This is a genomic window from Streptomyces sp. CB02980 (assembly GCF_014451325.2).
In the GTDB taxonomy this organism is placed as follows: domain Bacteria; phylum Actinomycetota; class Actinomycetes; order Streptomycetales; family Streptomycetaceae; genus Streptomyces.
In genome coordinates, this window is the sequence record NZ_JACSCH020000010.1 from 41,875 (window position 1) to 68,136 (window position 26,262).

14 protein-coding genes are annotated in these 26,262 nt (G+C 71.3%); 2 read left to right on the forward strand and 12 right to left on the reverse strand.

Translation table 11 applies throughout. The features are described from left to right. Positions 1 to 23: 23 nt before the first annotated feature. The 5 genes from E0F75_RS21455 to E0F75_RS21475 all read right to left on the reverse strand — a co-directional run bounded on the left by E0F75_RS21455 (position 24) and on the right by E0F75_RS21475 (position 7,448). Complete coding sequence (locus E0F75_RS21455) at positions 24 to 377, reverse strand: UBP-type zinc finger domain-containing protein (protein ID WP_187624176.1); 354 nt, start codon at positions 375 to 377, stop codon at positions 24 to 26. Next, complete coding sequence (locus tag E0F75_RS21460) at positions 374 to 1,870, reverse strand: ATP-binding protein (protein WP_187624371.1); 1,497 nt, start codon at positions 1,868 to 1,870, stop codon at positions 374 to 376. The genes E0F75_RS21455 and E0F75_RS21460 overlap by 4 nt, the downstream gene beginning before the upstream one ends. Before the next feature lie 86 nt (positions 1,871 to 1,956). Continuing rightward, the gene (locus tag E0F75_RS21465) at positions 1,957 to 3,633 is read right to left on the reverse strand and encodes an FAD-dependent oxidoreductase (protein WP_187624177.1); all 1,677 of its coding nucleotides are present in this window, start codon (positions 3,631 to 3,633) and stop codon (positions 1,957 to 1,959) included. A 165-nt stretch (positions 3,634 to 3,798) separates the two neighbouring features. Beyond that, a complete protein-coding gene (locus tag E0F75_RS21470) occupies positions 3,799 to 6,225 on the reverse strand; it encodes a hypothetical protein (RefSeq protein WP_187624178.1) in 2,427 nt (808 codons plus the stop codon). Further along, positions 6,222 to 7,448 carry a hypothetical protein gene (locus E0F75_RS21475; RefSeq protein ID WP_187624179.1) on the reverse strand — a complete coding sequence of 409 codons (1,227 nt, stop codon included), beginning with the start codon at positions 7,446 to 7,448 and terminating at the stop codon, positions 6,222 to 6,224. Before E0F75_RS21475 ends, E0F75_RS21470 begins: the two co-directional genes overlap by 4 nt. A 225-nt stretch (positions 7,449 to 7,673) precedes the next feature. Between E0F75_RS21475 and E0F75_RS21480 the strand changes: the two genes are divergently transcribed. Further along, complete coding sequence (locus E0F75_RS21480; RefSeq protein ID WP_187624180.1) at positions 7,674 to 9,974, forward strand: CHAT domain-containing protein; 2,301 nt, start codon at positions 7,674 to 7,676, stop codon at positions 9,972 to 9,974. A gap of 124 nt (positions 9,975 to 10,098) precedes the next feature. Further along, entirely contained in the window at positions 10,099 to 11,985 is a 1,887-nt protein-coding gene (locus E0F75_RS21485; protein WP_187624181.1) for a long-chain fatty acid--CoA ligase, read from the forward strand. A 143-nt stretch (positions 11,986 to 12,128) separates the two neighbouring features. Here the strand turns inward: E0F75_RS21485 and E0F75_RS21490 are convergent, their stop codons facing one another. The 7 genes from E0F75_RS21490 to E0F75_RS21520 all read right to left on the reverse strand — a co-directional run bounded on the left by E0F75_RS21490 (position 12,129) and on the right by E0F75_RS21520 (position 26,027). Then, positions 12,129 to 13,535 (reverse strand): M1 family metallopeptidase, encoded by a 1,407-nt coding sequence (locus E0F75_RS21490; RefSeq protein ID WP_187624182.1) that lies wholly within the window; start codon positions 13,533 to 13,535, stop codon positions 12,129 to 12,131. Positions 13,536 to 13,579: 44 nt separating this feature from the next. Continuing rightward, positions 13,580 to 17,488, reverse strand: coding sequence for a Pls/PosA family non-ribosomal peptide synthetase (locus tag E0F75_RS21495; RefSeq protein WP_187624183.1), 3,909 nt, complete (start codon positions 17,486 to 17,488; stop codon positions 13,580 to 13,582). Between the two features lie 213 nt (positions 17,489 to 17,701). Beyond that, on the reverse strand, positions 17,702 to 18,307 hold the full coding sequence (locus tag E0F75_RS21500; protein ID WP_229312795.1) for a maleylpyruvate isomerase family mycothiol-dependent enzyme: 606 nt from the start codon (positions 18,305 to 18,307) through the stop codon (positions 17,702 to 17,704). A gap of 49 nt (positions 18,308 to 18,356) precedes the next feature. Continuing rightward, a complete protein-coding gene (locus E0F75_RS21505) occupies positions 18,357 to 20,660 on the reverse strand; it encodes an alpha-N-acetylglucosaminidase (RefSeq protein ID WP_229312769.1) in 2,304 nt (767 codons plus the stop codon). Between the two features lie 322 nt (positions 20,661 to 20,982). Next, positions 20,983 to 22,248 (reverse strand): ThuA domain-containing protein, encoded by a 1,266-nt coding sequence (locus E0F75_RS21510; RefSeq protein ID WP_187624186.1) that lies wholly within the window; start codon positions 22,246 to 22,248, stop codon positions 20,983 to 20,985. Then, positions 22,245 to 24,518 (reverse strand): RICIN domain-containing protein, encoded by a 2,274-nt coding sequence (locus E0F75_RS21515; protein WP_229312770.1) that lies wholly within the window; start codon positions 24,516 to 24,518, stop codon positions 22,245 to 22,247. The genes E0F75_RS21510 and E0F75_RS21515 overlap by 4 nt, the downstream gene beginning before the upstream one ends. 141 nt (positions 24,519 to 24,659) lie before the next feature. Next, positions 24,660 to 26,027: a chitinase gene (locus E0F75_RS21520; RefSeq protein ID WP_187624187.1), complete on the reverse strand. Its 1,368-nt coding sequence runs from the start codon at positions 26,025 to 26,027 to the stop codon at positions 24,660 to 24,662. Positions 26,028 to 26,262: the final 235 nt, after the last annotated feature.

Sequence of the window (26,262 nt, forward strand, 5' to 3'; positions counted from 1 at the left end):
GGACGGACGGGCGTCGGCGGCCCTCAGCGGTGGAGGTGCTGCTGCCAGTCCTGTGGGACGCGGGCGGCCGGGCCCGGGGCAGGCTGGTCGGCAGGGTGGCCGTCCGGCGGGGCCAGTGCGGGGCCGGCGTCGTACAGGTCGTCCGTGGCGTAGTTCCAGAACCAGCTCTCGCCCGGCTCGTAGCTCTGGACGAGGGGATGCCCGGTGGACTTCCAGTGCGCGGTGGCGTGCTGGGCCGGGGAGGAGTCGCAGCAGCCGATGTGACCGCACTGTGCGCAGCGCCGCAGGTGGAACCACCAGCCGCCCACCGTGTCGCAGTCCCCGCAGCCGGGGCCGCTGGGCGGGACGCTGGGGTCGATTCCGTCGATCTCGGTCATGCGTGCTCCTCGGTGGTGTCGGTGGCGACGCCGGTGCGGGCGATGGAGTCGGAACCGGTTTCGGGCTCGGAATCCGGCGCGGGGGCGGTCAGCGGCAGCAGGACCTGGAACCGCGTGTCGCCCGGGACGGACTCGACCTGGAGGCTTCCGTGGTGCTTGCTCACGACGATCCGCCAGGAGATGTCGAGGCCGAGACCGGTGCCCTCGCCGACCGGCTTGGTCGTGAAGAAGGGGTCGAAGATGCGGCTGCGGATCTCCTCGGGGACGCCGGGGCCCGTGTCGCGGAACTCCACGAGCAGCCGGTCGCCCTCCCGGGCCGTACGGACCGTCAGGGTGCCGTCGCCGCCGTCGCTCCCGATGGCGGACACCGCGTTGTCGATGAGGTTGGTCCACACCTGGTTCAGCTCCGCCGGATAGGCGGGCACATCGGGCAGGGAACGGTCGTAGTCCTTGACGACGCGCACCCGGGGGCCGATCTTGCCGGACAGCATCAGGAGCGTGCTGTCGAGGAGTTCGTGGACGTCGACCTCACGGTGCGGGGCGCGGTCGAGCTGCGCGTACTGCTTGGCCGCGTCCACCAGGTGGGAGATGCGGTTGGTCGAGTCGTCGATCTCGTCCATCAACAGCTCCGTCTCGACCGTGTAGTTGAGCCAGCCGACGGCCCCCGGCAGCACGTCGTCGGCCACGGTCGCCGCCACCTGTTCCAGCCAGTCCGTGTCCAGACCGGCCTGGACGAAGGTGGGCGCGATGCGCCAGCCCTCCGGGATGCCGTGGTCCTCCAGCCAGTCGGCGAGCTCGTCCTCCCGGTCGGACGCCTCCAGCGGGCTCAGCACCGGCGCCTTGGCGACCCGTTCCGCGGTGCGTTCCTGGATCTCGATGAGGTCGGCGAGCGCCTCCCGGGAGTAGGGGCCCTTGGCGATGACGGACAGCTTGTGCCGCATCTTGCCGACCCGCTCCCGGAGCGCCGCCGTGGCCCGGACGGCCGCCGCGGCCGGGTTGTTGAGCTCGTGGGTGAGTCCGGCCGACAACGAGCCGAGAGCGAGGAGCCGTTCACGCTGGCCGATGGCGCGCTGGGTGTTCTTGGAGCCGAAGAACAGCCCTTCGAGGAGGTGCACCGCCATCGGGAACCACTCGGCCATGATGTCCGCGAACGACTGCGCGGGCATGACGAAGAACCGGGTGGGCTCGGTCACCCGCATGGAGTTGTTGTACGTCTGGGGCACCCGGTCGCCGAGATACGCCTGCATGGCCCCCGCGTACACACCCCGCTGCGAGGTGCGGCTCACCTCCACGTCGTCGCCGCCGACCCGGCGGGACAGGACGACGGTTCCCTCGATCATCACGTAGAAGCAGGTGGCCGGGTCGCCCTCGGTGTAGACGGGGCCGGCCCCGAACCGTTCCACCCGTCCCTCGGCGCACAGCCGGGAGAGTTGCTCGGGGGAGAGCTTCTCGAACAGGAACAGCGAGCCGATCTCGTGCTGGTCACAGGGCATGACCTCGCCACCCGCGTCCGCGCCGCCCTCGCTCCGGCCGTCCGCGTCCTGGCCGTCCGTGGTCCGGCCGTCCGTGTCCTGTCCGCTCATGACTGCTCCAGATACCGGTGGACGAGCATCACGGCCATGGCTCCCTCGCCCACGGCCGAGGCGACGCGTTTCGCGGACTGGGCGCGCGCGTCGCCCGCCACGAACACGCCGGGAACGTTCGTCTCCAGGTGGTACGGCGGCCGGTCGAGGGCCCACTCGGCCGGTGGCCGCCCGTCCGGCGTGAGGTCCGGCCCCGCCAGGATGAAGCCGTGCTCGTCGCGCAGCACCGTCCCGCCGAGCCAGTCGGTGAGCGGGGCCGCCCCGATGAAGACGAACATCCACTGGGCGTCCACGACTTCGGTCGCGCCGGTCACGGCGTCCCGCAGGGTCAGCCGTTCCAGGTGCTCCTCGCCGTGCGCCGCCTCGACGACCGTCCTGGGCCGCACGGTGATGTTCGGCGCCTCCTCGATCTGCTGGATCAGGTAGTACGACATCGACGCCGCCAGCGACTCCCCGCGCACGAGCAGGGTCACCGACTTCGCGCCCCGCGCCAGGAACACCGCGGCCTGCCCGGCGGAGTTCGCGCCGCCGACGATGTACACGTCCTGGTCCTCGCAGGAGGACGCCTCGGTGAGGGAGGAGCCGTAGTACACACCGCGTCCGGTCAGGTCCTCGCAACCCGGTGCCAGGAGCTGCCGGTAGGACACCCCGGTCGCGAGGATGACGCTGTGGGCGGCGACCTCCGTGCCGTCCGAGAAACGGACGACGCGGGCCGCGCCGTTCACCTCCAGACCCGTGACCTCGCGCGCCGTCAGGATCTCGGCACCGAAGCGGGTGGCCTGGCGGCGGGCGCGTTCGGTGAGCTGCCCGCCGGAGACGCCGTCCGGGAAGCCGAGGTAGTTCTCGATCCGGGAGCTCTGGCCGGCCTGCCCGCCGGTCGCCGAACGCTCGACCAGCACGGTCCGCAGCCCCTCGGAGGCCCCGTACACCGCCGAGCCGAGCCCGGCCGGGCCGCCGCCGATGACGACGAGGTCGTAGAAGTCGGCGGCCGGCGTCGTCGCGAGCCCCACCCGGGCGGCCAGCTCGGGCGCGTCCGGCTCGACCAGTACCGAGCCGTCCGGCGTGATCACCAGGGGCAGTCGGCGCCCGTCGGCCCCGGCCGCGTCGAGGAGACGCCGGCCCTCGGGCTCGTCGGAGGAGTACCAGCGGTACGGCACCTGGTTGCGGGCCAGGAACTCGCGGACGTACGAGGACCGTGCCGACCAGCGGTGACCGACCACCTTGGTCGCGGGCACCGGCCGGTAGTCACTGGCGCGCCAGGCCGTGAGAAGGTCGTCCACGACGGGGTAGAGCTTCTCCTCCGGCGGGTCCCAGGGCTTGAGCAGGTAGTGGTCGAGGTCGACGACGTTGATCGCGTCGATGGCCGCGTTGGTGTCGGCGTAGGCGGTCAGCAGGACGCGCCGGGCCCCCGGGTACACGCCGAGGGCCTGTTCGAGGAATTCGATGCCGTTCATCTGCGGCATGCGGTAGTCGGCGAGGATCACGGCGACGAGGTCGCCCCGCAGCTTCAGCTCGCGGAGCGCGCCGAGGGCGGAATCGCCGGACTCGGCGCGCACGATCCGGTAGCCGCCGCCGTAGCGACGCCGCAGGTCGCGGGCGATGGCGCGGGACACTCCCGGGTCGTCGTCCACCGTCAGGATGACGGTCCGTGCCGCGTCGGTGACCTGTGCCATGCGTCTCCGCCCTGCTCGCCTCGGAGGGCCGGCACGGCGGGCTGCCGACGCCGGCTCCCGCCCATCGTAAGTTCGATCCCGTGGGACCGCTCCGGATGGCGACGGCCTGTGCGCTGCCGGCAGCTGTGCGCTACGGACCTGCCGGGGCGAGGCGGAGCGGGGGTGTCACGGCGTGCGCCACACGGTCCAGACGGAATTCGGCGACAGCGAAGCCTCGACGGTCTCCAAGCGCTTGCGCCACCCGCGAAGGTCCAGCTCCTCGGCCAGGACGATGGCGGGGGCCACGCCCCACCGCAGGACCGGTACGGTCTCCGCCTCGGCCCAGGGGGCCAGTGCGGAGCGGGCGGCCTGCGATACGGAACTGCCTGCTCGGAGTGCCGTTGCACGCTCCAGCACGGCCATGTCGCAGATGTCGGCGCCCCGAGCCTGCAGAAGCCCGAGGAGGCCTCGGGTGTACGTGTCCGCACCGGCGGCGTAGCAGGCGTAGGCGCGGGCCAGGGTCAGCACCGGGTCGGGTGCCCAGGCCCGGTCCGCCTGCAGGAGACGCTGGGGATCGTGCCCGCTCAGACGCCCGAGCGACACCAGCTCGTCCCAATCTGCGACGGGGAGTGGCGAGAGCGGTTCCACCCGGGCGGCGCCGTCCGTGCCGTCGAGCGCCAGGGGGAGCTTGGGGTGCAGGGGGAACGTCACGCCAGTGCCGGTCAGGGACACACGGGTCCCCCAGGTGGATTCCGCCGGATGCGCGGTGAGGAGCCAGCCGACGGATCCGGGCAGGGCCTGCGGCGAGGTCGCGCCGACGTGATCCCCGTGGAGCACCGCTTCCGTGGGGCGAGCGCCGAAGCCGAGAACGGAATACCGCGGAAGCTCCTTCCAGACGTCGGCGCGGATGCCCACGCGGAGGGGCACGAGGCCGTTCCCGACGGTTGCAGGCAGGCGTACGTCCTTCTCGATCCCCTCGAACACCTCGACCACGTCGGACCAGGACCCCCAAGGGAGGTCGACTCGCACCTCGACATGGCCGGGCTGTACATCGACCAGCGGGTCCTCCTCGATCTCCTGGACGGTTCTTGTCACCTGCCCCACGGTGACGCAGGGGGTCTCCACGAGAGAACCGACCAAGGCCCCAGGACCTCCGTCCGGGAGCACGAGCCGAAGGGCGGTTCTGCGGAACGCCGACGATCCGCGGATCGTCGCCGACACACCTTCCGGTGCGACGGAAGCGACAGTGGCGGCGATGTGCGACGCGTATCGCGCGAGCCGCTCCCGGTCGTCGTACCGTGCGGAGATGAACAGCCCCCCGTCCTCCCTCGTGACCTCGATCCCTCTCGGCGATTCCGATGGAGTGTCCAGCGCGTTCTCGCCGGTGTTCCGACCGGCGGCGTCGACACCTTCTACGAACACCCACTCGGTGTCGTCGCGCCTCGCCGCCCACGTGGATCTGCGGGCGTCCTCCTCGATCGGCTCCGGCCGCAGCGAGAAGACGACCTCGCGGTCCTTGTCGTCGATACGCACTCGACGTTCGGCCGGTTTGCGCCACGGGGCGTGGCTCTTCAACCGGCACACCACGCTCAGGTCTGTCGCATGGGGGAGCCGATTCTCGAAGGGCACCGGCACCGCCTTGCTCGGCGGCACTGGAGCCACTCGCCTCCAGTAGGGCGGAGCCTCGACCTGGACGAGGATCGCTTCCACATCCCGCGCGGCCGAGGCCGGCTTCACGGCTATGGAAAGGCGCGCTGCCGGGGTCGGTGGCAGATGGAGCCGCCACACGTTCTGTGCCGTACCGGCGCCGTACACCTGCACCCCGGGCTCCTGACGGATGCGGGGACGCTGGGCCCACGCGGTCTCCGCCACCGGCGGCCCGACGACCTCGGTCACCGCCTTGCGCAGGTCGATGCTGACGTCACCGCTGGCGAAGTCCAGATGGAGAACATCGGGGGACGGATTTCGTGAGTCGATGGCCGCGAGCAGGCTCGAAAGGAAGAGGCCCCGGCCCTCGACCTCCACCGCTCGCTCGCCCTGCTGGCACGCGAAGCAGAAGACCAGAGTGTTCCCGGCCTTGGCGGTGAAGCCCGTGAAAGGCATGCCGGCCACGACTCTGGAACGTCGGCTCGCGCTGTACGGCAGGTTCTGGCAACCGTCCATGACCAGCAACTGTTCCGGGAACGCCATGGAGAGGAACAAGTCGATGTACGCGTCGACGGCCAGATTGGAGAGGACGCCGAATTTTCCGAGCGAGGCCTCTTTGGTGATGAAGAGTCTCTTCGTAGCCGGTTCGTAGATGCCGTGCCCGACGAGGAACACGAACAGGTGGGTTCCGCTCAGCGCGTGCAGTCTGGAGACCGACGCTGTGATGGCCTGTGCCGTCGCCTCGTTCCAGGGAACTCCAGGTCCCAGCGATTCGAGCAGCGGCCGGCTCGCCTCCGTCGGCTGGGCGTGCAGGAGGATGTGATCATCCGGAACTCCCGCGTTCCGCAGCCAGTTCACTGCTTCGCACGCATCCCGCACCGCGCCGCCGAGATCTTTGATCTTCGGATCGTCGTACGCGTCGATTCCGACGACCAGGGCCCAGCTGTCCTGGTAGGTGCTTGTCATGGCCAATGCTGTCCGATCAAGGAGTACGTCTCCTCATGGGACCAGTAGGCGCTGTGCGATTCCGGGAAGGGCACACCGGCGTCGACCTCCTCGTCGACGATTCCGTCCACCCCCGGGAACGCGGGAGCCGCGCGGAACGAAAGGAAGTCCGCCGGGCTGTAGATGTTCAGCCAAGGAGTGAAGGGATGAGCCGGCGGGTCGCTGTCGGGCCGCATCGACACGAGGGAGTCCAGAAGGTACAGATAGGGCGCCTGCGATCCGACGGTCACCAGCAGATCGACGTGCGGGGCGTTGTCTCCGGACATCAGATCCACCATGGCGATCCCCCCGAGGCTGTGCCCCACGACGACGACGGGTCCGTTCGCCGGCAGGTCCGAGATGAACTTCGCGAGATGCTCCCGGACTCTGTCCCCACGACGTATGTAGAACGCCACGTCGCGGATGAAGTCGGAGAACGGGTCCATGATTTTCGCCCGGTTCTCCCTGACCTTGGCGTTTCCGATGCGCACCGCCAGAGGTCCGAGCGTCTTCCAGATCCCCCGTGTGAAGAAACTCCTGGTGAGGGCCTCGGACAACGCGACGTAGACCGATTCGACGAAGGCCGCTCGCTGTTCGCCGGAGAGCGCGACGGGCGACAGCCGTGGAGGAACGGCGGTCCGCTGAGCGTGCAGGACGGTCGCGACGACGGCCTGGGCGACGGAGTCGAGCAGCTCCTCGTCACTGGCCTCTCCGACCGCTTGTACGGCGCCGAGCAGGGCCTCTGAGTCACGTACGAAGGCGATGGCCGAGCGCAGCTCCTCGTCGTCGACCCCTGCGGCATCAAGCGCCGTCGGGGCCACCTCGGCATCGTCGAGCAGCTGTTGCAGCTCGACTTCCGCTGATTCCTCGTCGATCACGAGGTCCGTCTCCGCGGGCGGTGCGGCAGCGAGCAACCGAAGCTCGAGCAGGGGATCGTCGATGAGAAGTCCCCAGGCGGCCACCTCGGTGGCGTGGTCGTCGGGAGCCTCTCCGTCCGCTGCGGCACGAGTACTCTCCGACGATGTGGGCAATATGGGTGTCACATCGAGGTCGGCAGGGCCGATCTCCTTACCCCACTCGGGGCCGAATACCGATGTCGGGGACAGGGGCAGAGTCTTCACGCCCGCGCGCACCTTCTTGAGTGTGTCTTCAAGCCCCTCGCGAACCCCCGTGCCATGCACGAATACCAGTGAGCCCTCCATCACGCACGCCTCCTGGGCATCTGACGGGCATCTCACAGGCGCCGGCGTGAGCCTGGGCGTCTGGAACAGGAATATGCGTCCTCTTCCAGCTTGCGGCCCTCGGAAACCTCTGTCCATTGCGCCGGGCGCACTCGGCCGCGCCCCCGGGCTCCTTCTACGGGCCGGGGGAGCGGGGGTAGAGTTGATCTCGTTCCTGCCCAGCTGCTCGACACCGAAGAGGTGGGCGAAGTGGTGGAACGCAACACATTTACACTGGAAATATCCGGCGGCGAAGGTCAGTATTCCGTCACTGCGACGTCAGGAACTTCACCCCCTGTCAGCGTTCGTGATGTCTCGTTGAACGTGGAGAGCATCCGTGAGCGGTCCGGGATACTCCAGGACGATTCTCAGCCCCATTCGATGAGGAGCGGATCACCGAAGACCGCCGTCGCCCTGCGGGGCCGGTCCGCGGCCGCGATCGGCGACGAGCTGTTCGGAGCTCTCTTCCCCGGCGAGGTGGGTGGTCTCTACGCCGACCGGCGTAGGCGGGCCGCCGCACGTGGAGAGAACCTGCGGATGATGCTCCGCATGGACGCCCCGGAACTGACCACGCTGCCGTGGGAGTTGATTCACAGTCAGGATTTCGGCTTTCTCTGCCTGGAGGACGAGGTCGTACGCTGTGTCGACCTGCCCCGACGGCCGCTCGGGCCGCCTCCGACGCGCCATCCAGTCCGTGTCACCGGAATCGTGTCCGCGCCTCCGTTCGAAAGAGCCCTGAAAGTCGCCGACGAGAAGCGAAATCTACGGGACAGCCTGAACCGGCTCACCGAGCCGAAGATCGCCGAACGGCGGTGGATCAACGCGGTCAACTGGATTTCCCTGATGAACGAGTTCACGGGGAAGGACGGTGGATGCCACGTGCTCCATTACATCGGCCATGGTGAGTACGACTCCGAGCGTGGTGCAGGCGCCCTCATCTTCAGCGACGAGCTCGGCCACAAGCAACTGATCAGCGGCGATTCCGTGGGCAGGGCCATCCAACAGGCGCCCCTGAAACCACAGCTTGTGGTTCTCAACGGGTGCGAGACGGGGAAGGGCAGCCACGACGAGCTCTTCTCCAGTGTGGCCGCGGCGCTCCTGCAATTCGTCCCGGCCGTGGTCGCCATGCAGTTCGCGGTGACCGACAAGGCGGCGGTCGCGTTCTCCCGCTACTTCTACCAGGCGCTGGTCGGCCTCGGCCGGCCCATCGACATGGCCGTGCACCAAGGGCGTGTCGCCATGCTGTTGCAGGACGAGAACAGCCTCGAGTGGGCGACGCCCGTGCTGTACGTGCGCGACGACAAGGACATCCGACTGTTCGACGTCGGGATGGAGGACGCGCCGACCTACGAGAGGGCCGTCGAGGGCGTGCGACTCGACGAGGAGCGACTCATCGCGGTCCAGGCCTCCAAGAGCACACGGATCCACGGAAATCCGGTACTGATCCAGAAGTGGCCTGGCGGCAGCACCACCGCCCGGCCGGGGAAGTACACCCCCAGCGACTTCGAGCTCGTCTTTCCCGGGCCGCGGAGCGGGCTCGTCTCCATGCGCCGGAGGAACAGCGTTCCCGGCGTCCCCTGGGGTCCGCCCTGCCCCATCGAGCCCGGTCTCGGGCCCGTCGACGCGGTCGGGATGGTCGAGAGCAGGCTCGGCGAGGGCAGGAGCAGCCTCGAAGTCGTCGCCAGGACGGGGGAGAAGCTGCGATTCCTCTGGAATGACAGCGAGGAGCCCACCGACTGGCACGCGGCGCCGACGCCCATCGCCGATCGGGCCGTGGGCAACCCGGCCCTTCTCCAGACCAGGCACGGCGATCCGGGCGACTTCCACCTCGTGTGTCCGGCCGCGGGCGGTGGCCTGATGGTCATGCGCCGCAGGAACGACGTCGAGGGCTATCCATGGACCACTCCCTACATGGTCGCCCGGGGAAGGGGCGAGTTCGCGGCGGTGGGCATGGTGGAGAGTGATGCCGGGGACGGTCGGAGCAGCCTGGACGTCGTGGCGAGGACGGGGGACGAGCTGCGGTTCCTCTGGAACGAGACCGGGGAACCGACCGACTGGCAGGAGCTCGCGGACCCGATCGTCCGTGGGGCGACGGGCAACCCGGTCCTTGTCCAGGACCGCACCACGGAGCCCGGAGACCTGCTGCTGGCCTGCCCCGCGGCGGACGGCGGGATGGTGTTCCTCCGTCGCCGGAACGGCGTCGCCGGTCTGCCGTGGACCATGCCGTACTTCCTGGCGGAGGACCTCGAGGTCACGGCGGTGACCATGATCCAGAGCACCTACGGCGGGCAGGACGGCGGTCCGGGGGCGAACCTGGAACTCATCGCCCGCGTGGGCGACTCGCTGGAGTTCTTCTGGAAGGGCCCGCGGCCGGCGTTCTGGATCCACAACACCTTCGGCACACAGCACCCGTTGGTGGACGCCTTGTCGCCGCCGGATGCCCCCGAGCCCCCTGACTCCTCCGAGTCCCCCAAGCCCCCCGGCTCCTCCGCCTCCCCGAATACCCGCTGACGCCGTACCTTTCTTCGCCTGCTCCCTTACGCACCGGCGCGTTTCCGCCTAGCCTCGCCACAGCTCGCAAGTTACCGGCCGGTCAATGAATCATTGACGGGCCGTCCGGTCCCGGGGGGTTGAGATGAGTTCCGCGCAGCACCTTCTTGAAAGTCGCCCGCAGTCGGTGGCGCACATCTTCCTCTCAAGGGTCGAGGCCACGCCCGACCGGGAGGCCTACCGCCACCCCGTGGCGGCCGAGCACGGCGCCGCGGGCGCCGAGGAGTGGCGCTCGCTGACATGGGCCCAGACCGCGGAGCGCGTGACGGCGATCGCGGCCGGTCTGCTCACCCTCGGGCTGCGGCCCGAGGAGCGAGTGGCCATCTCCTCCTCGACACGGGTCGAGTGGATCCTCGCCGACCTGGGCATGATGTGCGCCGGCGTCGCCGCGACCGCCGTCTACCCGAGCACCAACGCCGAGGAGACGGCGTACATCCTCGCCGACTCCGGCAGCCGGGCGATCTTCGTCGAGAACGCCGAGCAACTGGCCAAGGTGGCCGCCCACACGGAGGACCTGCCCGGGCTCGACACCGTCGTCGTCTTCGACCCGGAGGCGGACATGCCCCAGGTGGAGGGGCTGGACGTGCTGACCCTCGCCGAGCTGGAGAAGCGGGGCACCGCGCACCTGCAGGAGCATCCGGACGCGATCGACACGGCGGTCGGGGCCATCCGGCCTGACCAGCTCGCCACCCTCATCTACACCTCCGGCACGACCGGCCGCCCGAAGGGCGTGCGCCTGGTGCACGACTGCTGGTCCTACCAGGCGGTCGCGCAGGAGGTCAGCGGGCTGCTGCTCCCCGACGACGTGCAGTTCCTGTGGCTGCCGCTGTCCCACGTCTTCGGCAACGCCCTGATCGCCGGTCAGGTGAAGACCGGCAGCGTGATCGCGGTGGACGGCCGCATCGACCGCATCATCACCAACCTGCCCGCCGTCCGGCCCACCGTGATGGCGTCCGCACCGAGGATCTTCGAGAAGGTCTACAACGGGATCGCCGCCAGGTCGAAGGCCGAGGGCGGTGCCAAGCACAAGATCTTCCTGTGGGCGGCGCAGGTCGCCCGCGACTACGCCAGGACCGGGCAGGAGACCATGGTGGCGACGGGACGGCGCACGCTGCCGCTGTGGCTCTCCGTGCAGCACGCCGTGGCCGACAGACTCGTGTACGGCAAGATCCGGGCGGCCTTCGGCGGCGAACTCCGCGGCAGTGCCTCGGGCAGTGCCGCACTCGCCTCCGACATCGGCTACTTCTTCGCCGGCGCGGGCGTTCCCGTGCTGGAGGGCTACGGCCTGACGGAGACGAGCGCGGCCGTCACGGTCAACCCCGTCGAGGACTTCCGGGTGGGCACGGTCGGCAGGCCCCTGCCCGGCACCGAGGTCCGCGTCGCCGAGGACGGGGAGATTCTCCTGAAGGGCCCCGGTGTCATGCGCGGGTACCACAACCTCCCGGAGAAGACCGCCGAAGTGCTGGAGAGCGACGGCTGGTTCCACACCGGCGACATCGGCGAGATCGACAAGGACGGCTTCGTCCGGATCACCGACCGCAAGAAGGACCTGTTCAAGACCTCGGGCGGCAAGTACATCGCGCCCACCGAGATCGAGAGCCGGTTCAAGGCCGTCTGCCCGTTTGCCAGCAACATCCTGGTCATCGGCAACAACCGCAACTACTGCACCGCCCTGATCACAGTCGAAGAGAGCGTGATCATGCCCTGGGCGGTGTCGCAGGGCCTCGAAGGGCGCAGCTACGCGGAGGTCGTCTCCTCGCCGGAGGTGCACGCGCTGATCGACGGCTTCGTCCGGCGCGTGAACGGCGATCTGCAGCGGTGGCAGACGATCAAGAAGTTCGCGGTCCTGCCGCGTGACCTCGACATCGAGCACGGCGAACTCACCCCGAGCCTCAAGGTCAAGCGGCCCGTCGTGGAGCGGGAGTACGCCGATGTCATCGAGGCCATGTACGAGGGCGCCCGCGAGGCGTGACGCCCGTCTGAGGCCGGGCCGCGCAGGCCCCGCGCCACAGGCCCGCCTCGCAGGCCGTCCCCGCAGGTCCGCCCCGGGCGCACCGGGTGCTCGACTGGAGCACCCGGTGCGGCGGCCGCCCAAGCGGTGCTGTCGCCGATGCGCTACGCCGAGGCTCTGCCCAGGCCCCCGGATCCGCCGTTCGTGGGCGGGTACGCGGGCCGCTCCGGTATGGCCGGGGAGCCGTGCGGGGACGGGAGGGGCGGCAGGGACGGCTGCTGCAGCCAGGCCCTGAGCAGGCCGTCCAGCGGCTCCGTCGCGTAGCGGGACACATGGGCCGTGAAGGTCGCCGTGGTCACCACGCCGTGGCGGTGCACGGTGGCCCAGTCGCGCAGCATGCGGAAGAAGGCGCCGTCGCCCAGGGCGCAGCGGATCGCGTGCACGGTGAGGCCCCCGCGCTCGTACAGGCGGTCGTCGAACATCAGCTTGCGCCCGGGGTCGGCGAGCTTCAGGTCCTGCGGCTGCGTGGCGAGCAGCCGGTACGCGGTCGCCGCGAGCTCCTGCGCCGTGCGGCCGCCGGAGCGCTCCGACCAGAGCCACTCGGCGTACTTGGCCAGGCCCTCGTTCAGCCAGATGTGCCGCCAGTCGCCGATGGTCACGCTGTTGCCGAACCACTGGTGCGCGAGCTCGTGCGCGACGAGGCGCTCCGAACCGCGCGCGCCGTCGACGTGGTTGGTGCCGAAGAGGGAGAGTCCCTGGGCCTCCACCGGCACGTCGAGCTCCTCGTCGGCGACGACCACCGCGTACTCGCCGAACGGATACGGCCCGAAGAGCTCCTCGAACAGCTGCATCATGGCGGGCTGCCGGGCGAAGTCACGTGAGAAGCGCGGCAGCAGATGCGCCGGCACATGGGCGCTCTGCGGCACCCCGCCGAGCCCGGGATCCCCGAGCAGCACCGTCTGGTGCATGCCGATGGAGAGCCCGACCAGATAGCTGGACGTCGGCGCTGCCTGCTCGTACACCCAGGTCGTCGTACTGGCCTTGGTCGTACGGGTGAGCAGCCGGCCACCCGCGACCACGGTGTACGCGGAGGGCGTGTTGACCGAGATCTGGTACGAGGCCTTGTCGGCGGGCCGGTCGTTGCACGGGTACCAGGAGGGGGCTCCGACGGGCTGGCTCGCGACCAGCGCGCCGTCGGTCAGCTCCTCCCAGCCGAGCCCGCCCCACGGGCTGCGCACCGGCTTGGGGTTGCCCGCGTAGTGCACCTCCACCGTGAACGCGGCGCCCGCGGACAGCGGCTTGGCCGGCCGGACCCGGAGCTTGCCGCCGCGGTGGGCGTAGTGCGGCGCACGGCCGTTCACCAGGATCCGGCCGACCTTGAACTCGGAGAGGTTCAGATGGAACTCGGTGAGCGGCGCCCGGCCGGCGATGGCGCTGAGCCGCGCCGTCCCGGCCAGCCGGTTGGGACCGGGACGGTACTCCAGAGCGAGTTCGTACCGATGCACGCGGTAACGGGAGTCGCCGTGGTCAGGGAAGTACGGGTCCGATGCCGTTGTCCGCTCGCCGCTCACTGCTGCTCCCGCTCCCTGCCCTGTGCTGTGCTCGTGCTGCCCGTTCAGGCCCGCCACGCCTCGATCGGATTGCCCAGCCAGCGGGTGTCGGCGGGGACGGATTCCCCGGCCATCACGAGAGAGGCGGGACCCAGCGTGCTGCGGGCCCCGACCGAACTGCCGGGCAGGACGATTCCGCCCGGGCCCAGGGTGGCGCCCTCGCGGAGGACCACAGTATCCGTCCTCAAGATCCGGTCGTGGAAGAGGTGAGTCTGCAAGACACAGCCACGGTTCACGCTGACCGCGTCACCGAGGACGACCAGGTCCGTCTCCGGCAGCCAGTAGCTCTCGCACCACACGCCCCGGCCGACCCGGGCCCCGAGCCCGCGCAGCCACAGGTTGAGCAGCGGCGTACCGGGCACCGATCCGACCAGCCACGGCACGGCGAGGACCTCGACGAACGTGTCGGCCAGCTCGTTGCGCCACACGAAACCCGACCAGAGCGGGTGCTCGCCCGCCCGGTGCCGGCCCACGAGCAGCCACTTCGCGGCCACCGAGACCAGGCACGCGGCCGCACCGGCGGCGAGCAGGACCGCCCCGGACAGCAGCGCCGTGCCCCAGACCCCCGTACCGGCCGCCGTGGCGAGGGCGCAGAGGGCCGCCACGGTCAGGACCGCGAGGGCGGCCGAGGAGAACACCGGGAGCAGCCGGAAGAGCTCCACCAGACCGCGCGCCCACAGCAGCCGCGCGGGCGGGTCGTACGTCCGGCTCCGGTCGGAGTCCGCCGTGGACCGCGGCAGCTTGACCGGGGGCAGGCCCAGGTACGAGCTGCCCTTCTTGGCCTTCTTCGGCGTCGCCGACAGCACGCCGACCAGCCCGTCGTCCGGCACCGTGCGCCCCGGCGCGGTCATGCCGGAGTTGCCGAGGAACGCCCGGCGGCCGATCTCGGAGTGACCGATCCGCACCCAGCCGCCGCCCAGCTCGTACGGGGCGGTCAGGGTGTCGTCGGCGAGGAACGCGCCCTCGCCGACCGTGGTGAGGCTCGGCAGCGCGAGGACCGTGGACACCTCGGCGCCGCGGCCGATCTTCATCCCGAGCAGCCGCAGCCAGACCGGGGTGATCAGCCCGGCGTACAGCGGGAACAGCGTCTCCCGCGCCAGGTCCATCAGCTGCGTGACGGTCCACGCCTGCCAGGCGACCCGGCTGTGCGTCGGATGGCTGCCGGTGCGCAGCCCGAGGCTGAGCAGCCGCACCGAGACGAGCACGAGCGAGGCGTACGCGAACCCGTAGGCGAGCGCCCCGGGCACCACGGCGAGCAGCGCTCCCCGCAGCGCCTCGGCGAGCCCGGCGTCGGCGGGCACGAAGCGGCTCACGACGAGCAGCGCGGGCAGGGCGGCGAGCACCGGCAGAACCGTGAGGAAGAAACCGGTCGCCCCGTAGACGGCCCGCCAGTGGAGCGGCCGCGCCGGCCGCTCCTTGGGCCAGTTCCGCTTGGCCTTGCCGAGCTTGCCCGCGGGCGCACCCGCCCAGCGCTGCCCGGTCGGGACCTGTCCCGCCACGGCGGAGCCGGGGGCCACCTCGGCCCGCTTGCCGACCCGCGCCCCGGGGAACAGCAGGCTGCGGGTGCCGACCACGGCGCCCGCGCCGACCTTCACCGGGCCGATCTCCAGCCGGTCGCCGTCCAGCCAGTAGCCGGAGAGGTCCACCTCGGACTCCACGGCGCAGCCGCGGCCGAGCTTGAGCATGCCCGTGACCGGCGGCAGCGAGTGCAGGTCCACGTCGGGGCCCACCTTGGCGCCGAGCGCCCGCGCGTACCGTTCGAGCCAGGATCCGGTGAGCGAGGTCGCGCCGACGAACTCGGCGAGCCGCTCGGCCGTCCACAGCCGCAGGTGGACGCTGCCGCCGCGCGGGTGGCGTCCGGCCTTCACCCCGCGCAGCAGCAGCCGTGCGCCGCCCGCGGCGATCGCCAGCCGGCCGGGCGGACTGAAGAGCAGCGCCGCGCCGGCGGCCACCACCCACCACGAGGCGGTCGGTGCCCACGGATAGGCCCCGAACCAGTGCAGGACGTTGCCCACGGCGAGCAGCGCCACCGTCCAGCGGAGCCCGATCACGGTGAACAGCGGGAGCAGCAGGACGGTCTGGAGGAGCCCGGCCCGGAACGGAACCGGCGGAATCGTCCGTACGGCCCCGTCGTCCTGGACGGACTTCTCCAGGCGCCGGGCCAGCTTGCGCAGGGTGGGCTGCTGGTAGATGTCGACGACGGCCGCGCTCGGATAGCGGGTGCGCAGCCGGGTGGTGAGCTGGGCGGCGGCGAGGCTGTTGCCGCCGATCGCGAAGAAGTCGTCGGCGGCGCCGGTGACGGCCACGCCGAGGGTCTCGCTCCACTGCTCGGCGAGCCAGGCCTCCGTGCCGTACAGCTGCTCGGAGGGGCCGGTGGTCTCCAGGTCGGGCAGAGGCCACGGCAGCGCGTCCCGGTCCACCTTGCCCGACGTACGGGTGGGCAGTTCGGCGACGGGCGCGAGGAGCGGCACGAGGGCCGCGGGGAGCTCGGCGCGCAGCCGCTCGACCGCCGCCGCGTGGTCCCAGCCCTCCTGCGTCACGAGATAGCCGACGAGCAGCTGGTTGCCGCTGCGCGCGGTACGCACGGCGGCGGCCGCGCCGGCGACACCGGGCAGGCCCTGGAGGGCGGAGTCCACCTCGCCCAGCTCGATACGGCGGCCGCCGAGCTTGATCTGCTCGTCGCCGCGGCCGAGGAAGACCAGACCCTCCGGCTCGGCACGGACGAGGTCGCCGCTGCGGTACGCGCGCTCCCAGCCGAGGGATTCCAGCGGGGCGTACTTCTCCGCGTCCTTCTCGGGGTCGAGGTAGCGGGCGAGACCGACGCCGCCGATCACCAGCTGGCCGCTGCCGCCCATCGGCACCGGCTCGCCGGACTCGTCGACCACGGCCAGCTCCCAGCCGTTCAGCGGGAGACCGATCCTGATCGGCTCCTCACCGGTCAGCAGGGAGGCACAGGCGACGACGGTCGCCTCGGTGGGGCCGTACGTGTTCCACACCTCGCGGCCCTCGGTGACCAGGCGCTGGGTCAGCTCGGGCGGGCAGGCCTCGCCGCCGAAGATCAGCAGCCGGACCTCGTCGAGGGTCTCCGGATCCCAGAGCGCGGCGAGGGTCGGCACGGTGGAGACCACGGTGATCTCCTGCTCCACCAGCCACGGGCCGAGGTCGGCGCCGCTGCGCACCTGCGACCGGGGGACGGGCACCAGGCAGGCGCCGTAGCGCCAGGCCAGCCACATCTCCTCGCAGGAGGCGTCGAAGGCGACGGAGAGGCCCGCCATGACCCGGTCGCCGGGTGCGATCGGCTCGTCGACGAGGAACAGCGCGGCCTCGGCGTCCACGAACGCGGCGGCGCTGCGGTGGCTGACGGCGACACCCTTGGGCTTGCCCGTGGAGCCCGAGGTGAAGATGATCCACGCGTCGTGTCCGGGCCCGGGGCGCGCGGCGGCGGCACGGTCGTCCTCCCGCCCGGTGACGTCGATCCGCTGCTCCGCGCCGACCACGGCCCGCACACCGGCCTCGCCGAAGACCAGCTCGGCCCGCTCGTCCGGGTCCTCGGCGTCGACCGGCACATAGGCGGCTCCCGCCGCGAGCACGGCGAGGATGGCCACGTACAGCTCGTTCGTCCCGGACGGCACCCGGACGCTCACCCGGTCGCCGAGCCCCACACCGGCGGCCGCGAGCGCGCGCCTCCGGCGCTCGACCTCCCCGGCCAGCGCCCGGTAGGTCAGCCGGGTGCTGCCGTCGTCCAGGGCGAGCTCGTCGGGGTGGGCCCGTACCGAGGCCTCGAAGACGTCGACGAGGGTGCGCACCGGGGCGGCGGGCCCGGCGGAGAACCGGGCGGACTTCCCGGACTCCTCCTCCCACGTGTCGCCGTCGTGGAGCAGAGTGGTGTCACCGTGCTCTGGTGTGGCTGCCATCGGACCTCGTGTCTCGTTCCCGGCAACGTCCGGGTCGTCGGCGGAGCCCGGGTCTGCCCGGGTTGTTCCGATCCGACGCCAAACAGCCCGCCAGTCTAGTGCGTCGGCCAGGATTCTCCGGTCGACACCTTGCGCATGGCTGGTTGGGAGCGGTATTGGAGGTGGATTCCCGGTGACTTCAAGGTGAACGATGACGGGTTGTCGCCCACCGGCTCAGCCGCCCGCCGACAGCGTGGCCACCCCCGGACCGCGAAGATCGGCCAGCACCGCCTTGCGGCCCGTCACCGCAAGGAGCAGGGACAGTGCGGGGCCCTCCGCCTCCGGCCCGGTTCCGATCGTCAGGTCGGTGTCCGTCGCCGTGATCCGGACGCGGGACAGGAGTTCCTTCGCTCCGCCGAACGACACCGGGGTGCGCGCCTGGAGCCGGAGGGCCCGGACGACGGCCCGCGGCGGGTAGGAGCGGGCGAGGCCCAGGGGCCGACGGATGTCCTCCCCGTGGACGATCTCCTCGACGAGCCGGCTGTCCAGGGGCGCGGGTGGCGCCGAAGTCCTCGGCGCCACCCGACGGAACCGCTCCAGGGTCTCCTGCGGAGTGGTCCCGCGCTCGCGTTCCACACCGCGCGTGTTCTGGCGGTCGAAGTCGAACCGCGCGAGCACCATGCCCGTGAGGAAACCGAGGCGTGTCGCGCGGGCGTTGTCGACCAGATGGGCGAGCACGTCGTGCACGGTCCAGCCGTCGCAGAGCGACGGCTCCCGCCACTGCTCGTCCTCGAGGTGCGTCAGGTCGCCGATCAGCGCCGCCCGCTCGGCGTGCACCATCGGCCAGACGTCGTCCGTCACGGCTTCTCCCTCATGCATGGGCTCTCGTTCATGCCGCCAGGGCCGCCCGCACCTCGCCCGCCAGGGCGAAGGGGTCCCCCGTGGGCGTCGTCGGGTAGCGCTGGTGGCCGCGCGCCCAGGTGTCGTCCCGAGTGAACCAGGCGACGGCGACCGGCGCGGTGTCGGTCACCAGCGCACGGTCGAGACTCGCGAAGTAGGCGGCCCAGCGCGGCGCGTAGACGTCCTGGACGAGGCCGGACCACTCACGGTTGGCGTAGTCGTGCAGACCACCCGTCTCGCTCGGTCCCCTGTCGGCCCAGGTGGTGAGGATCGAGCGGGCGTCGTACTCCAACTGGTCCTGTTCCTCCGGGTCGGCGCCCCAGGAGCGCGCGTCGGCCAGCCAGGGGCCGATCAGGAACCGCTGGTCGGAGCCGACGAGCCGCCCCAGCAGCTCCTGGTGCGCCTGCCACTCCCGTACCAGCGCCCGGAAGCCCGTCAGGTCCTCGGCCTCGTACGCCGCCTTGATACGCGGCAGCAGGACCCGGCTGCGGTTCGTGAGCGCCTGACGTGCCACGTCCACGAGGTCGAAGCGGTACGCGTCCGTGGTCCGCAGCCGGGGCGCCACCTGGAGCAGTTCCGCGAGCGCCCGCTCGACCGTCGCGGCGTCGTACCGCATGGTCTTCGGGCTCCATTTCGCGGCGGTGGCCGCCGTCAGACCCGGCCGTGCGCCGAAGAGGCTGTCCTGCGGCTCGCTCCAGGTCCCGGACCGCATGCTGTACGGGCCGAGGCGCAGCTGCTCCCACGCGGCCGCCGCATGGGGATCCGTACCGCCGTAGCGTCGGGCGGCGTAGTCGGCGAACCAGCTCTTCTGGTCGATCGGAGTCGCCTGCCAGGCGAGTTCGGTGAAGAGGTCGAACGCTGCGGGGCTCCCGCCGGTGGCCTCGGGCAGGTACGCGATGCCGCGCAGCGCGCTGTCCTGCTTGCCCAGCCAGGCGTGGAAGCGGTCCACCCACGCGCCGGTGTTGGCGCCGATGCTGGTGTGGCCGCCGAAGTTCGGGATCGTGCCGAAGGCGTACGGCGTGCCGCCCCACCGGACCTCGCGGTCGAGCCCGTCGTACCGGTCGGAGAGGCCGTCGACGATCAGGACCCGGCGGCGGTCGACGCCGCTCAGGAGGGCGTCGGTGGGGTTGTTCTGCCAGCCGAGCATGACCCAGGTGGCGCCGGGGCGCGCGGTGTCCAGGGCCCGCTGGACGGCCCCGGCGGCCGCCGCGACGTCGACCGCGCCCGCGACCCCGCCCTCGTGCAGCAGGTCCATCTTGAACATGTCGCTGTCACCGAACCGCTCCTGCTGGAAGCGGTAGTAGGCGGCGGCGAGCCGGGCGAAGACGGGCCCGTTCGGATCCAGCCAGTCGGGCCGGTCGAAGCCCACCCACTTGCCCTGCGGAACGGTGACCGCGCCGTCGTTCCGGGTGGCGAAGTCCGCCGGCACGGTGCCGAAGAAGCCCGGCAGCACGGGCGTCATCCCGAGCGAGCGGAGGTGCTGCGCGATCCGCCCGCCCAGCGTCGCCCGCGCCTCGACGAGCTGTTCGGATACCGGCCCGGCGAACCCCGACAGGTTCTGCAGCAGCCACCAGCCCTGATGGGCCGGGGCGGGAATCCAGTCGCGCAGCTCCGCCGCGCTGTAGCCGAACTCCTGGAGCGCCCGGTAGTACGGGTATTCGGCCCCGGTCGGGACGAAGACCTCGTTCACGCCGTGCAGCGCCATCAGGTCGATGTCGTGCTGGTAGGACGCGAAGTCGCGGTAGGCGCCGGAGTACCCCTCGTCGGTGTCGTTGAGGGCGTAGCGGTGGGGCACGGAGGCCGACCGGGTGATGGCGGTGGCGACCGCGGGGAGCGTGCCGGGCAGCCGGCCGACGCTGGAGCCGGGCCATCCCAGGTCCACCCCCGCGACCCGCTCCAGGTACCAGCCGACACCGGTGAGGAGCGTGGCGGGCGAGGTGCCCCGGACCACGATCGCCCCTGCCTCGCCCGAGACCTCGAAATAGTCCCCCGAGGCGGGCTCCTCGACCGGGAGCAGGGTGAACTGCGCCGCCCGGGAGGGCAGCAGGCGCTCCAGGCTCGCCCGGGCGGGCGCGGGGTCGAAGAGGGCGGGCGCGGTGTCCGCGGCCGACCGGGTGCCGACGGCCGGCGCGACGGCCCCGGCGGAGGCGGGCCGCGGGCCGGGGGCGGGGGTGGCCGCAGAGGCGGTGGCCGTCGACAGCGGCGGCACCCCGGGCGCGCTCACCGCCGTCACGGCGGCGAGCGCCGTGGCGGCGAGGACGGCACGGCATCGAAGGATCAGGCGACGGCCCATCTGGCTCCCTGCTGCGGGTCGAGCGGAAAGGCGGGGCGTGCTTCGGGAGGTCCGGTCGACGAAGACTAGCGACACCGCGGCCGGCAGGGCGGCGGGCGTGCTCTTCTGACGGGGCGCCGGTGCGCCGGCGGCACCGGCCGGCCCGGGGAGTGGGGGAGTACCTGCCATGTAGGGATGATCGGTCGGGGGCGCCGGGTGCGCATGCGGATACCGCCGCCCGGGGGGCGGCGGCATCGGAGGGTCCCGGTGCCACGGCCCACGTCACGACCCCCGGGCACGGGGTCGTGCCCGGGGGCCGGGGGCGTGGCGTCCTGCGGGACCGTCAGGGCATCGCGGTGGGGCGGAAGCTCTGCGACGGGGAGCCGTCGCAGGGCCGTTGGACGAGGGCGACGCCGACCGCGCTCGTGCCGGTCGTGGCGAGGCACTTGCCGCTGTGGCGGGCGACGAGGTGGTACCGGCCGGAGGGCTCGGCCACCGGCAGCCACTGCTGGTTCGTGCCGCCCCCGTAGGCCCACAGCTGCAGGGGCGCCCCGTCGGCCGTCGACCGGTCCGTGACGTCGACGGACTGCTGGGGAGCGGTACGGACGCCGATCCGGGTGTGGCCGTCGGTCGTCGGGGTGAAGCGGAACTGCTGGGCCTGGGTGCCGTTGCAGGTGTACTGCTGGACGGGCGTGCCGTTGGCCGTGCCCGCCGCCCTGACGTCGACGCACAGGCCGTTCGCCTCGGCGGCGAGGGTGTACCAGGAGTCCCCGGGGAACGGGCCGGGCGGGGTGGCGCCGGCGCCCGCCAGCCACCGGAGGCCGTCGAGGAGGAGACGGTTCTGGGTGGGGTCGGCGAAGGTCGAGGACAGCCGGGTGTTGGTGCTGTAGTTCATGGCGTTGTGCCCGAAGTTCGCGTACAGCATGCGGTACTGCGTGTTGGTCCACACGAGCGGGTAGTCCCCGCTGTACCAGGACTGGTTCGGGTCGGTGCCCAGCGGGAAGCCGGCCGGGTCGACCGAGGCGAGCACTTTGATCGACGGGTTGGACCGCAGGTTGTTCGACCAGCTGTACCACTCGCTGACGGCGGAGGTCCAGGTCGTGGGCAGGCCGGCCGCGGCCGGGTGGGAGCCGTTCTCCGTGCGGACGAGGGCGGTGGTCGGACCCCAGGTGTTGGAGCGGAAGTTCCCGCTGCCCAGGAACTGGTTGTAGTACCAGTTCCAGCCGGAGGCGTTCGTCGTGAACGCCGAGACGTGGAAGCCGAGCCAGCCGCCGCCGTTGCGCATGTACCGCTCGAATCCGGCGCGTTGGGCGGCGCTCTGCGGGGCGTCGTCGAGGAAGAGGACGACGTCGTACGCGTCGACACCGCCGTTGGCGAGCAGGTTCCAGTCGGTGGTCGCCGTGTAGGAGAAGTTCTGGGCGGCCGCCGTCCGGGGGAACCAGTCGTTGGCCTCCTTCACGAAGTCGATGTGGGCCGAGTCCCAGGTGCCGTTGTAGAACGCGATCACCCGGAAGTCGGGTGCGGCCGGGGCGGCCTGGGCGGGTCCGACGGCACCGAGGCCGAGGACGAGCGCCATCAGCCCGAGGAGCCGTATCAGGTGTCGTCTCATGGGTAGCTCACCAGGTTCGCGACGTTGGTGGAGGAGTTGGACGGGCCGCCGCGGTCGTTGACGACGTGCCGGATCGTGCCGGTCCCGCCGAGGGAGACGGTCACCATGCTCCGGAAGCGCACGTCGGGACGGTTGGGTGCCTCGATGGCGTGCTCGGCCGTGACACCCGGATTGACGTTGAAGTAGCAGTAGCTGCCGAGCCCGTAGGCCTGGTGGCTGGTGACCGAGTCGGCGACCTTGTAGGCGGCGTAGCCCTGGGTCGTGCCGTTCATCCAGGCGGCCTGGCTGGGCGGGTCGTACGGCATCTCGTTCTGGTAGAAGTACGTCCGGCCGCGGTTGCCGTTCCAGACGGTCTGGTGCTTCTGGTAGTGCTCGACGAACAGGCCGTACATGGTGACGTCGTCGCCGTTGACGACGAGGCCGGTGTCGGCGGTGTTGGTGTTCCAGCCGACGCCCGTGCCGTGGTCCGCGCGCCAGACCCACAGGTGGTCGCCGATGACGTGGTCGCTGTTCACGACCAGGCTGGTGGTGGCCTTGCCGACGGCCGCGCCGCCGACGCGGAAGTACACGTCGTGGAGCGAGGTCGGGTCGGCCGCGTGGGAGGCGGACGATCCGGCGGGACCGATCTCCAGCAGGGTCGGAGAGTTGACCGTACCGGCGTCGAAGAGGACACCGGCGATCTTGACCCCGTCGACGTCGGCGACGGTCATCGCGGTGATGCCGTTGTCGGGGACGAAGGTGGCGAGGCCGAGGCCGAGGACCACGGTGTCGGGGCGGGTGACCCGGAGGGTCTCGTCGAGGTGGTACACGCCGGGGGTGACCAGGAGGTCCTTGCCCGCGGCGAGGGCGGCGTTGATCTGGGCCGCGGTCGCGCCCGGCTTCACGATGTGGAAGCGGTCGATGGGCAGTTGGGTCGCGGCCGGGGTGCCGCCGGCCGCCCATGTGGTGCCCGTGGAGTCGGTGCGCGGGGCGGGCACGACGACCTTGTAGGCGCCGGTGGCGTCCACGGTGAGGAACGGCTTCTCACGGACGACGGGGGAGCGGTCCACGGTCGTGTGGGGCGGGTTGGGGAAGCTCGTGCCGGGGACGCCCTGGCTGCCGACGAAGACCATGTTCCAGTTCGACCCCGTCCAGGAGCCGAGCTGGGAGTTGCGGGTCAGCCACTGCTGCTGGGTGCCGGAGCGGACCTGTCCGTCGATCTTGGTGTCGGCCATGAAACCGCCGCTGGACCAGCCGCCGTCGCTCAGTTCCAGGTTGCCGCGGACGTGCATCCGGCGGTACGCCGAGGCCTGGGACACGGCCCAGCGGTCGGTGCCGCCGGTCGGGGTGACGGAGAGGTTCTCGGCGCCGCGCCAGAAGTTCTGGGTCGCGTTCTGCGGCGGGAACCAGTCGGCCTCCACGTGCACGGCGCCGTTGATCGTCACGGAGTCGGGAGACTGCCCGAGCCCGAGGACCTGGGTGTAGAAGCCGACGTTGACATCGTTGTTGTACGTGCCCGGCTTGAACAGGACGGCGTACCGCTCCGGCCCGAACTGGTTGGTCTCCTGGCGCTGGAAGATCGTGTTCAGCCGGCCCTGGACGGTCGCCGAGGGCATCGACGGGTCGAGGACGACGACGTTCGGCCCGAGGTCGACGTCCCCGGGCGCGGTGCCGACCGGCGTGACCTGGAAGCGTTGGGCGGCCGTGCCGTTGCAGGTGTACTGGACGAGCTGGACGCTGTCGGCGGTGGAGGCGGCGGGGACGTCGAGGCACTTCCCGCTGTTGCGGTTGACGAGGTGGAAGGCGCCGCCTCCCTCGTCTACGGCCCGCCACTGCTGGTTGAGGCCTCCGCCGTACGTCCACAGGTGGACGGCGGTGTTGTCGGCGGTGGAGACGTCGCTGACGTCGACGACCTGGGCGGAGTCGTTGCGGGCGCCGATCCGGACGTGACCGTCCGAGGTCGGCGCGACGGTCCACTGCTGGGCGGTGGTGCCGTTGCACGCGTACTGCTGGACGGCGGTGCCGTTGGCGGTCACGGCGGCGCGGGCGTCGAGGCACTTGCCGCTGCCGGCGTTCACGACGGTGACGGTTCCGGTGGGAATCGCGGCCGCGGCCGCGTCTCCGGCCCTGGAGGGGGAGACGGCGGAGGCGGCGGATCCGGGGGAGAGGGCGACGAGGGCCGAGCAGAGCACCGTGCCGGTGGCCAGGACCGCCGCGAGGCGCTGGGGTCGTGGGCGGGCACGGGCGGGGCGCCGGGGTGCGGCGCTCCGCGGGGTGGTGGGGGCGGACATGGGTCTCCTTGGTGGGGACGGGAAGAGAGGCACGGAGGGGGCCGTGGGTCCGTGGCTTGCAGGCCCGGGCCCGCAGGCTCGTGGGCCGTGAGCCGTGAGCCATGAGCCATGAGCCGTGGGTCGTGGGTCGTGGGTCGTGGGTCAGCCGTTGTAGGCCGCGAGGATCCGGGTGAACTCCCAGGCCTGCTGGCCGATCCCGGAGCAGGTGTCGGCGCCGCCGCCGGTGCAGGGCCGGTCGCGGTTGACGGACCAGAAGGTCAGCCGGGCCAGGTGCCGCTGCTGCGCGTACGCGAGGATCGTGCGGAAGTCGGCCTGGGTGATGGTCTCGCCCACGTCCGTGACCCCGTTCATGGAGGAGATGCCGGTGTGGCGGTAGGCCTGGTCGTCGCTGTAGCCGTACGCGTTCTTCACCGCGGTCTTGAGGCCCTCGGCCGCGCGGACGGTCAGGGTGCCCATGTTCTGTCCGTTGCCGCCGAAGTTGAACGGCATGATGGTCCAGCTGTCGACCGTGAGGCCGGCCGCGGCGGCCCGGTTGACGAGGCTGGTGTCGGGGCCGTTCTGGCCGGTCCCGAAGGTGACGTACACCTTCATGCCGGGGTTGTTCGCCTTGACCGTCCTGAGGGCGTCGACCGTGCGCTGCTGGACGGTGGGGCTGTCGTAGGCGGCGGCCTCGATGTCGATGTCGATGGCCTTGAGGCCGTACGCGTTGATGACCTTCTGGTACGCGGCGGCGAGTTCGCCCGCGCTGGAGCATGAGCTCTCCAGCTTGTTGCCGCTCCAGCCGCCGAAGGAGGGTATGACGTCGCCGCCGGCGGCCCGGACCGTGTTGACCGTCTGCTGGTCCACGCCGCCGACGAGGGGGCGGCCCCCGTCCCACTGCGGGTTGCAGTAGCCGTTGCTGAGGACGAAGGCGAGCGTGAACCACTTGACGCCGGTGGCGTTCATGACGGTGGTCGGGCTCGGCGGGCTGCCCCAGCCGTTGTAGAGGTACGGCGCGACCGCCATGTTCCCGCCGGGGGCCGGTCCGGTGCCACCGGCCGGGGGCGCCGTCCACTTCTGGTTGGCGGCGCCGGAACACGTCCAGATCTGCAGCCGGGTGCCGTTGGCCGAGCTGTTGCCCGTGGCGTCAAGACACTTGTCGGCCTGCGGGTTGACGATGTCGCGGGCGGCGGTGACGGTCCAGCGCTGCGCTGCGGAGCCGTTGCAGTCCCAGAGCTGGACCGTCGCTCCGTTGGCCGTGCCGCCCGAGGTCACGTCCAGGCACTTGCCGAGGGCCTTGAGGGTGCCGTCGGCGCCCACGTCCCAGGTCTGGGCGGAGGTGTCGTTGCAGTCGTACAGCTGGACGGGGGTGCCGTTCGCGGGGTTGGCCCCCGCGACGTCGACGCACTTGCCGCCGATGCCGGTGATCCGGCCGGCGGCGGCCTCGGCGGGGGCGTCGGTGGCGACGGTGAGACCGCCGGCGGCGAGGGCGAGCGCGGCCACGGTGAGTGGCAGACGGGTCCGGTGCATGTGGGGGGTCCTCTCGGGTGGGGGAGGGGTCGTCGGTGGACGGGGCCTGGCGGCGGCGCCCACCGCGGATCTACCGGGTCGACCAGGCAGTTCAAGGACATGAACGCCATTCCACTTTCTGAGCGGCAAAAGTAAAGGTCTGAACCAGGCGCGTCAAGAGTTCGCGCATTCAGGCCTTGAACGCACAACGCCCCCAACAGGAACCCGAGTTGGGTTTTGTCGGGGGCTGGTGTCA

Excerpts from the sequence above, each read along its gene's own strand:
- E0F75_RS21455 (WP_187624176.1), bottom strand. The coding sequence starts at position 377 with ATGACCGAGATCGACGGAATCGACCCCAGCGTCCCGCCCAGCGGCCCC.
- E0F75_RS21460 (WP_187624371.1), bottom strand. The coding sequence starts at position 1,870 with ATGCCCTGTGACCAGCACGAGATCGGCTCGCTGTTCCTGTTCGAGAAG.
- E0F75_RS21465 (WP_187624177.1), bottom strand. The coding sequence starts at position 3,633 with ATGGCACAGGTCACCGACGCGGCACGGACCGTCATCCTGACGGTGGAC.
- E0F75_RS21470 (WP_187624178.1), bottom strand. The coding sequence starts at position 6,225 with ATGACAAGCACCTACCAGGACAGCTGGGCCCTGGTCGTCGGAATCGAC.
- E0F75_RS21485 (WP_187624181.1), top strand. The coding sequence starts at position 10,099 with ATGAGTTCCGCGCAGCACCTTCTTGAAAGTCGCCCGCAGTCGGTGGCG.
- E0F75_RS21495 (WP_187624183.1), bottom strand. The coding sequence starts at position 17,488 with ATGGCAGCCACACCAGAGCACGGTGACACCACTCTGCTCCACGACGGC.
- E0F75_RS21500 (WP_229312795.1), bottom strand. The coding sequence starts at position 18,307 with ATGGTGCACGCCGAGCGGGCGGCGCTGATCGGCGACCTGACGCACCTC.
- E0F75_RS21505 (WP_229312769.1), bottom strand. The coding sequence starts at position 20,660 with ATGGGCCGTCGCCTGATCCTTCGATGCCGTGCCGTCCTCGCCGCCACG.
- E0F75_RS21510 (WP_187624186.1), bottom strand. The coding sequence starts at position 22,248 with ATGAGACGACACCTGATACGGCTCCTCGGGCTGATGGCGCTCGTCCTC.
- E0F75_RS21515 (WP_229312770.1), bottom strand. The coding sequence starts at position 24,518 with ATGTCCGCCCCCACCACCCCGCGGAGCGCCGCACCCCGGCGCCCCGCC.
- E0F75_RS21520 (WP_187624187.1), bottom strand. The coding sequence starts at position 26,027 with ATGCACCGGACCCGTCTGCCACTCACCGTGGCCGCGCTCGCCCTCGCC.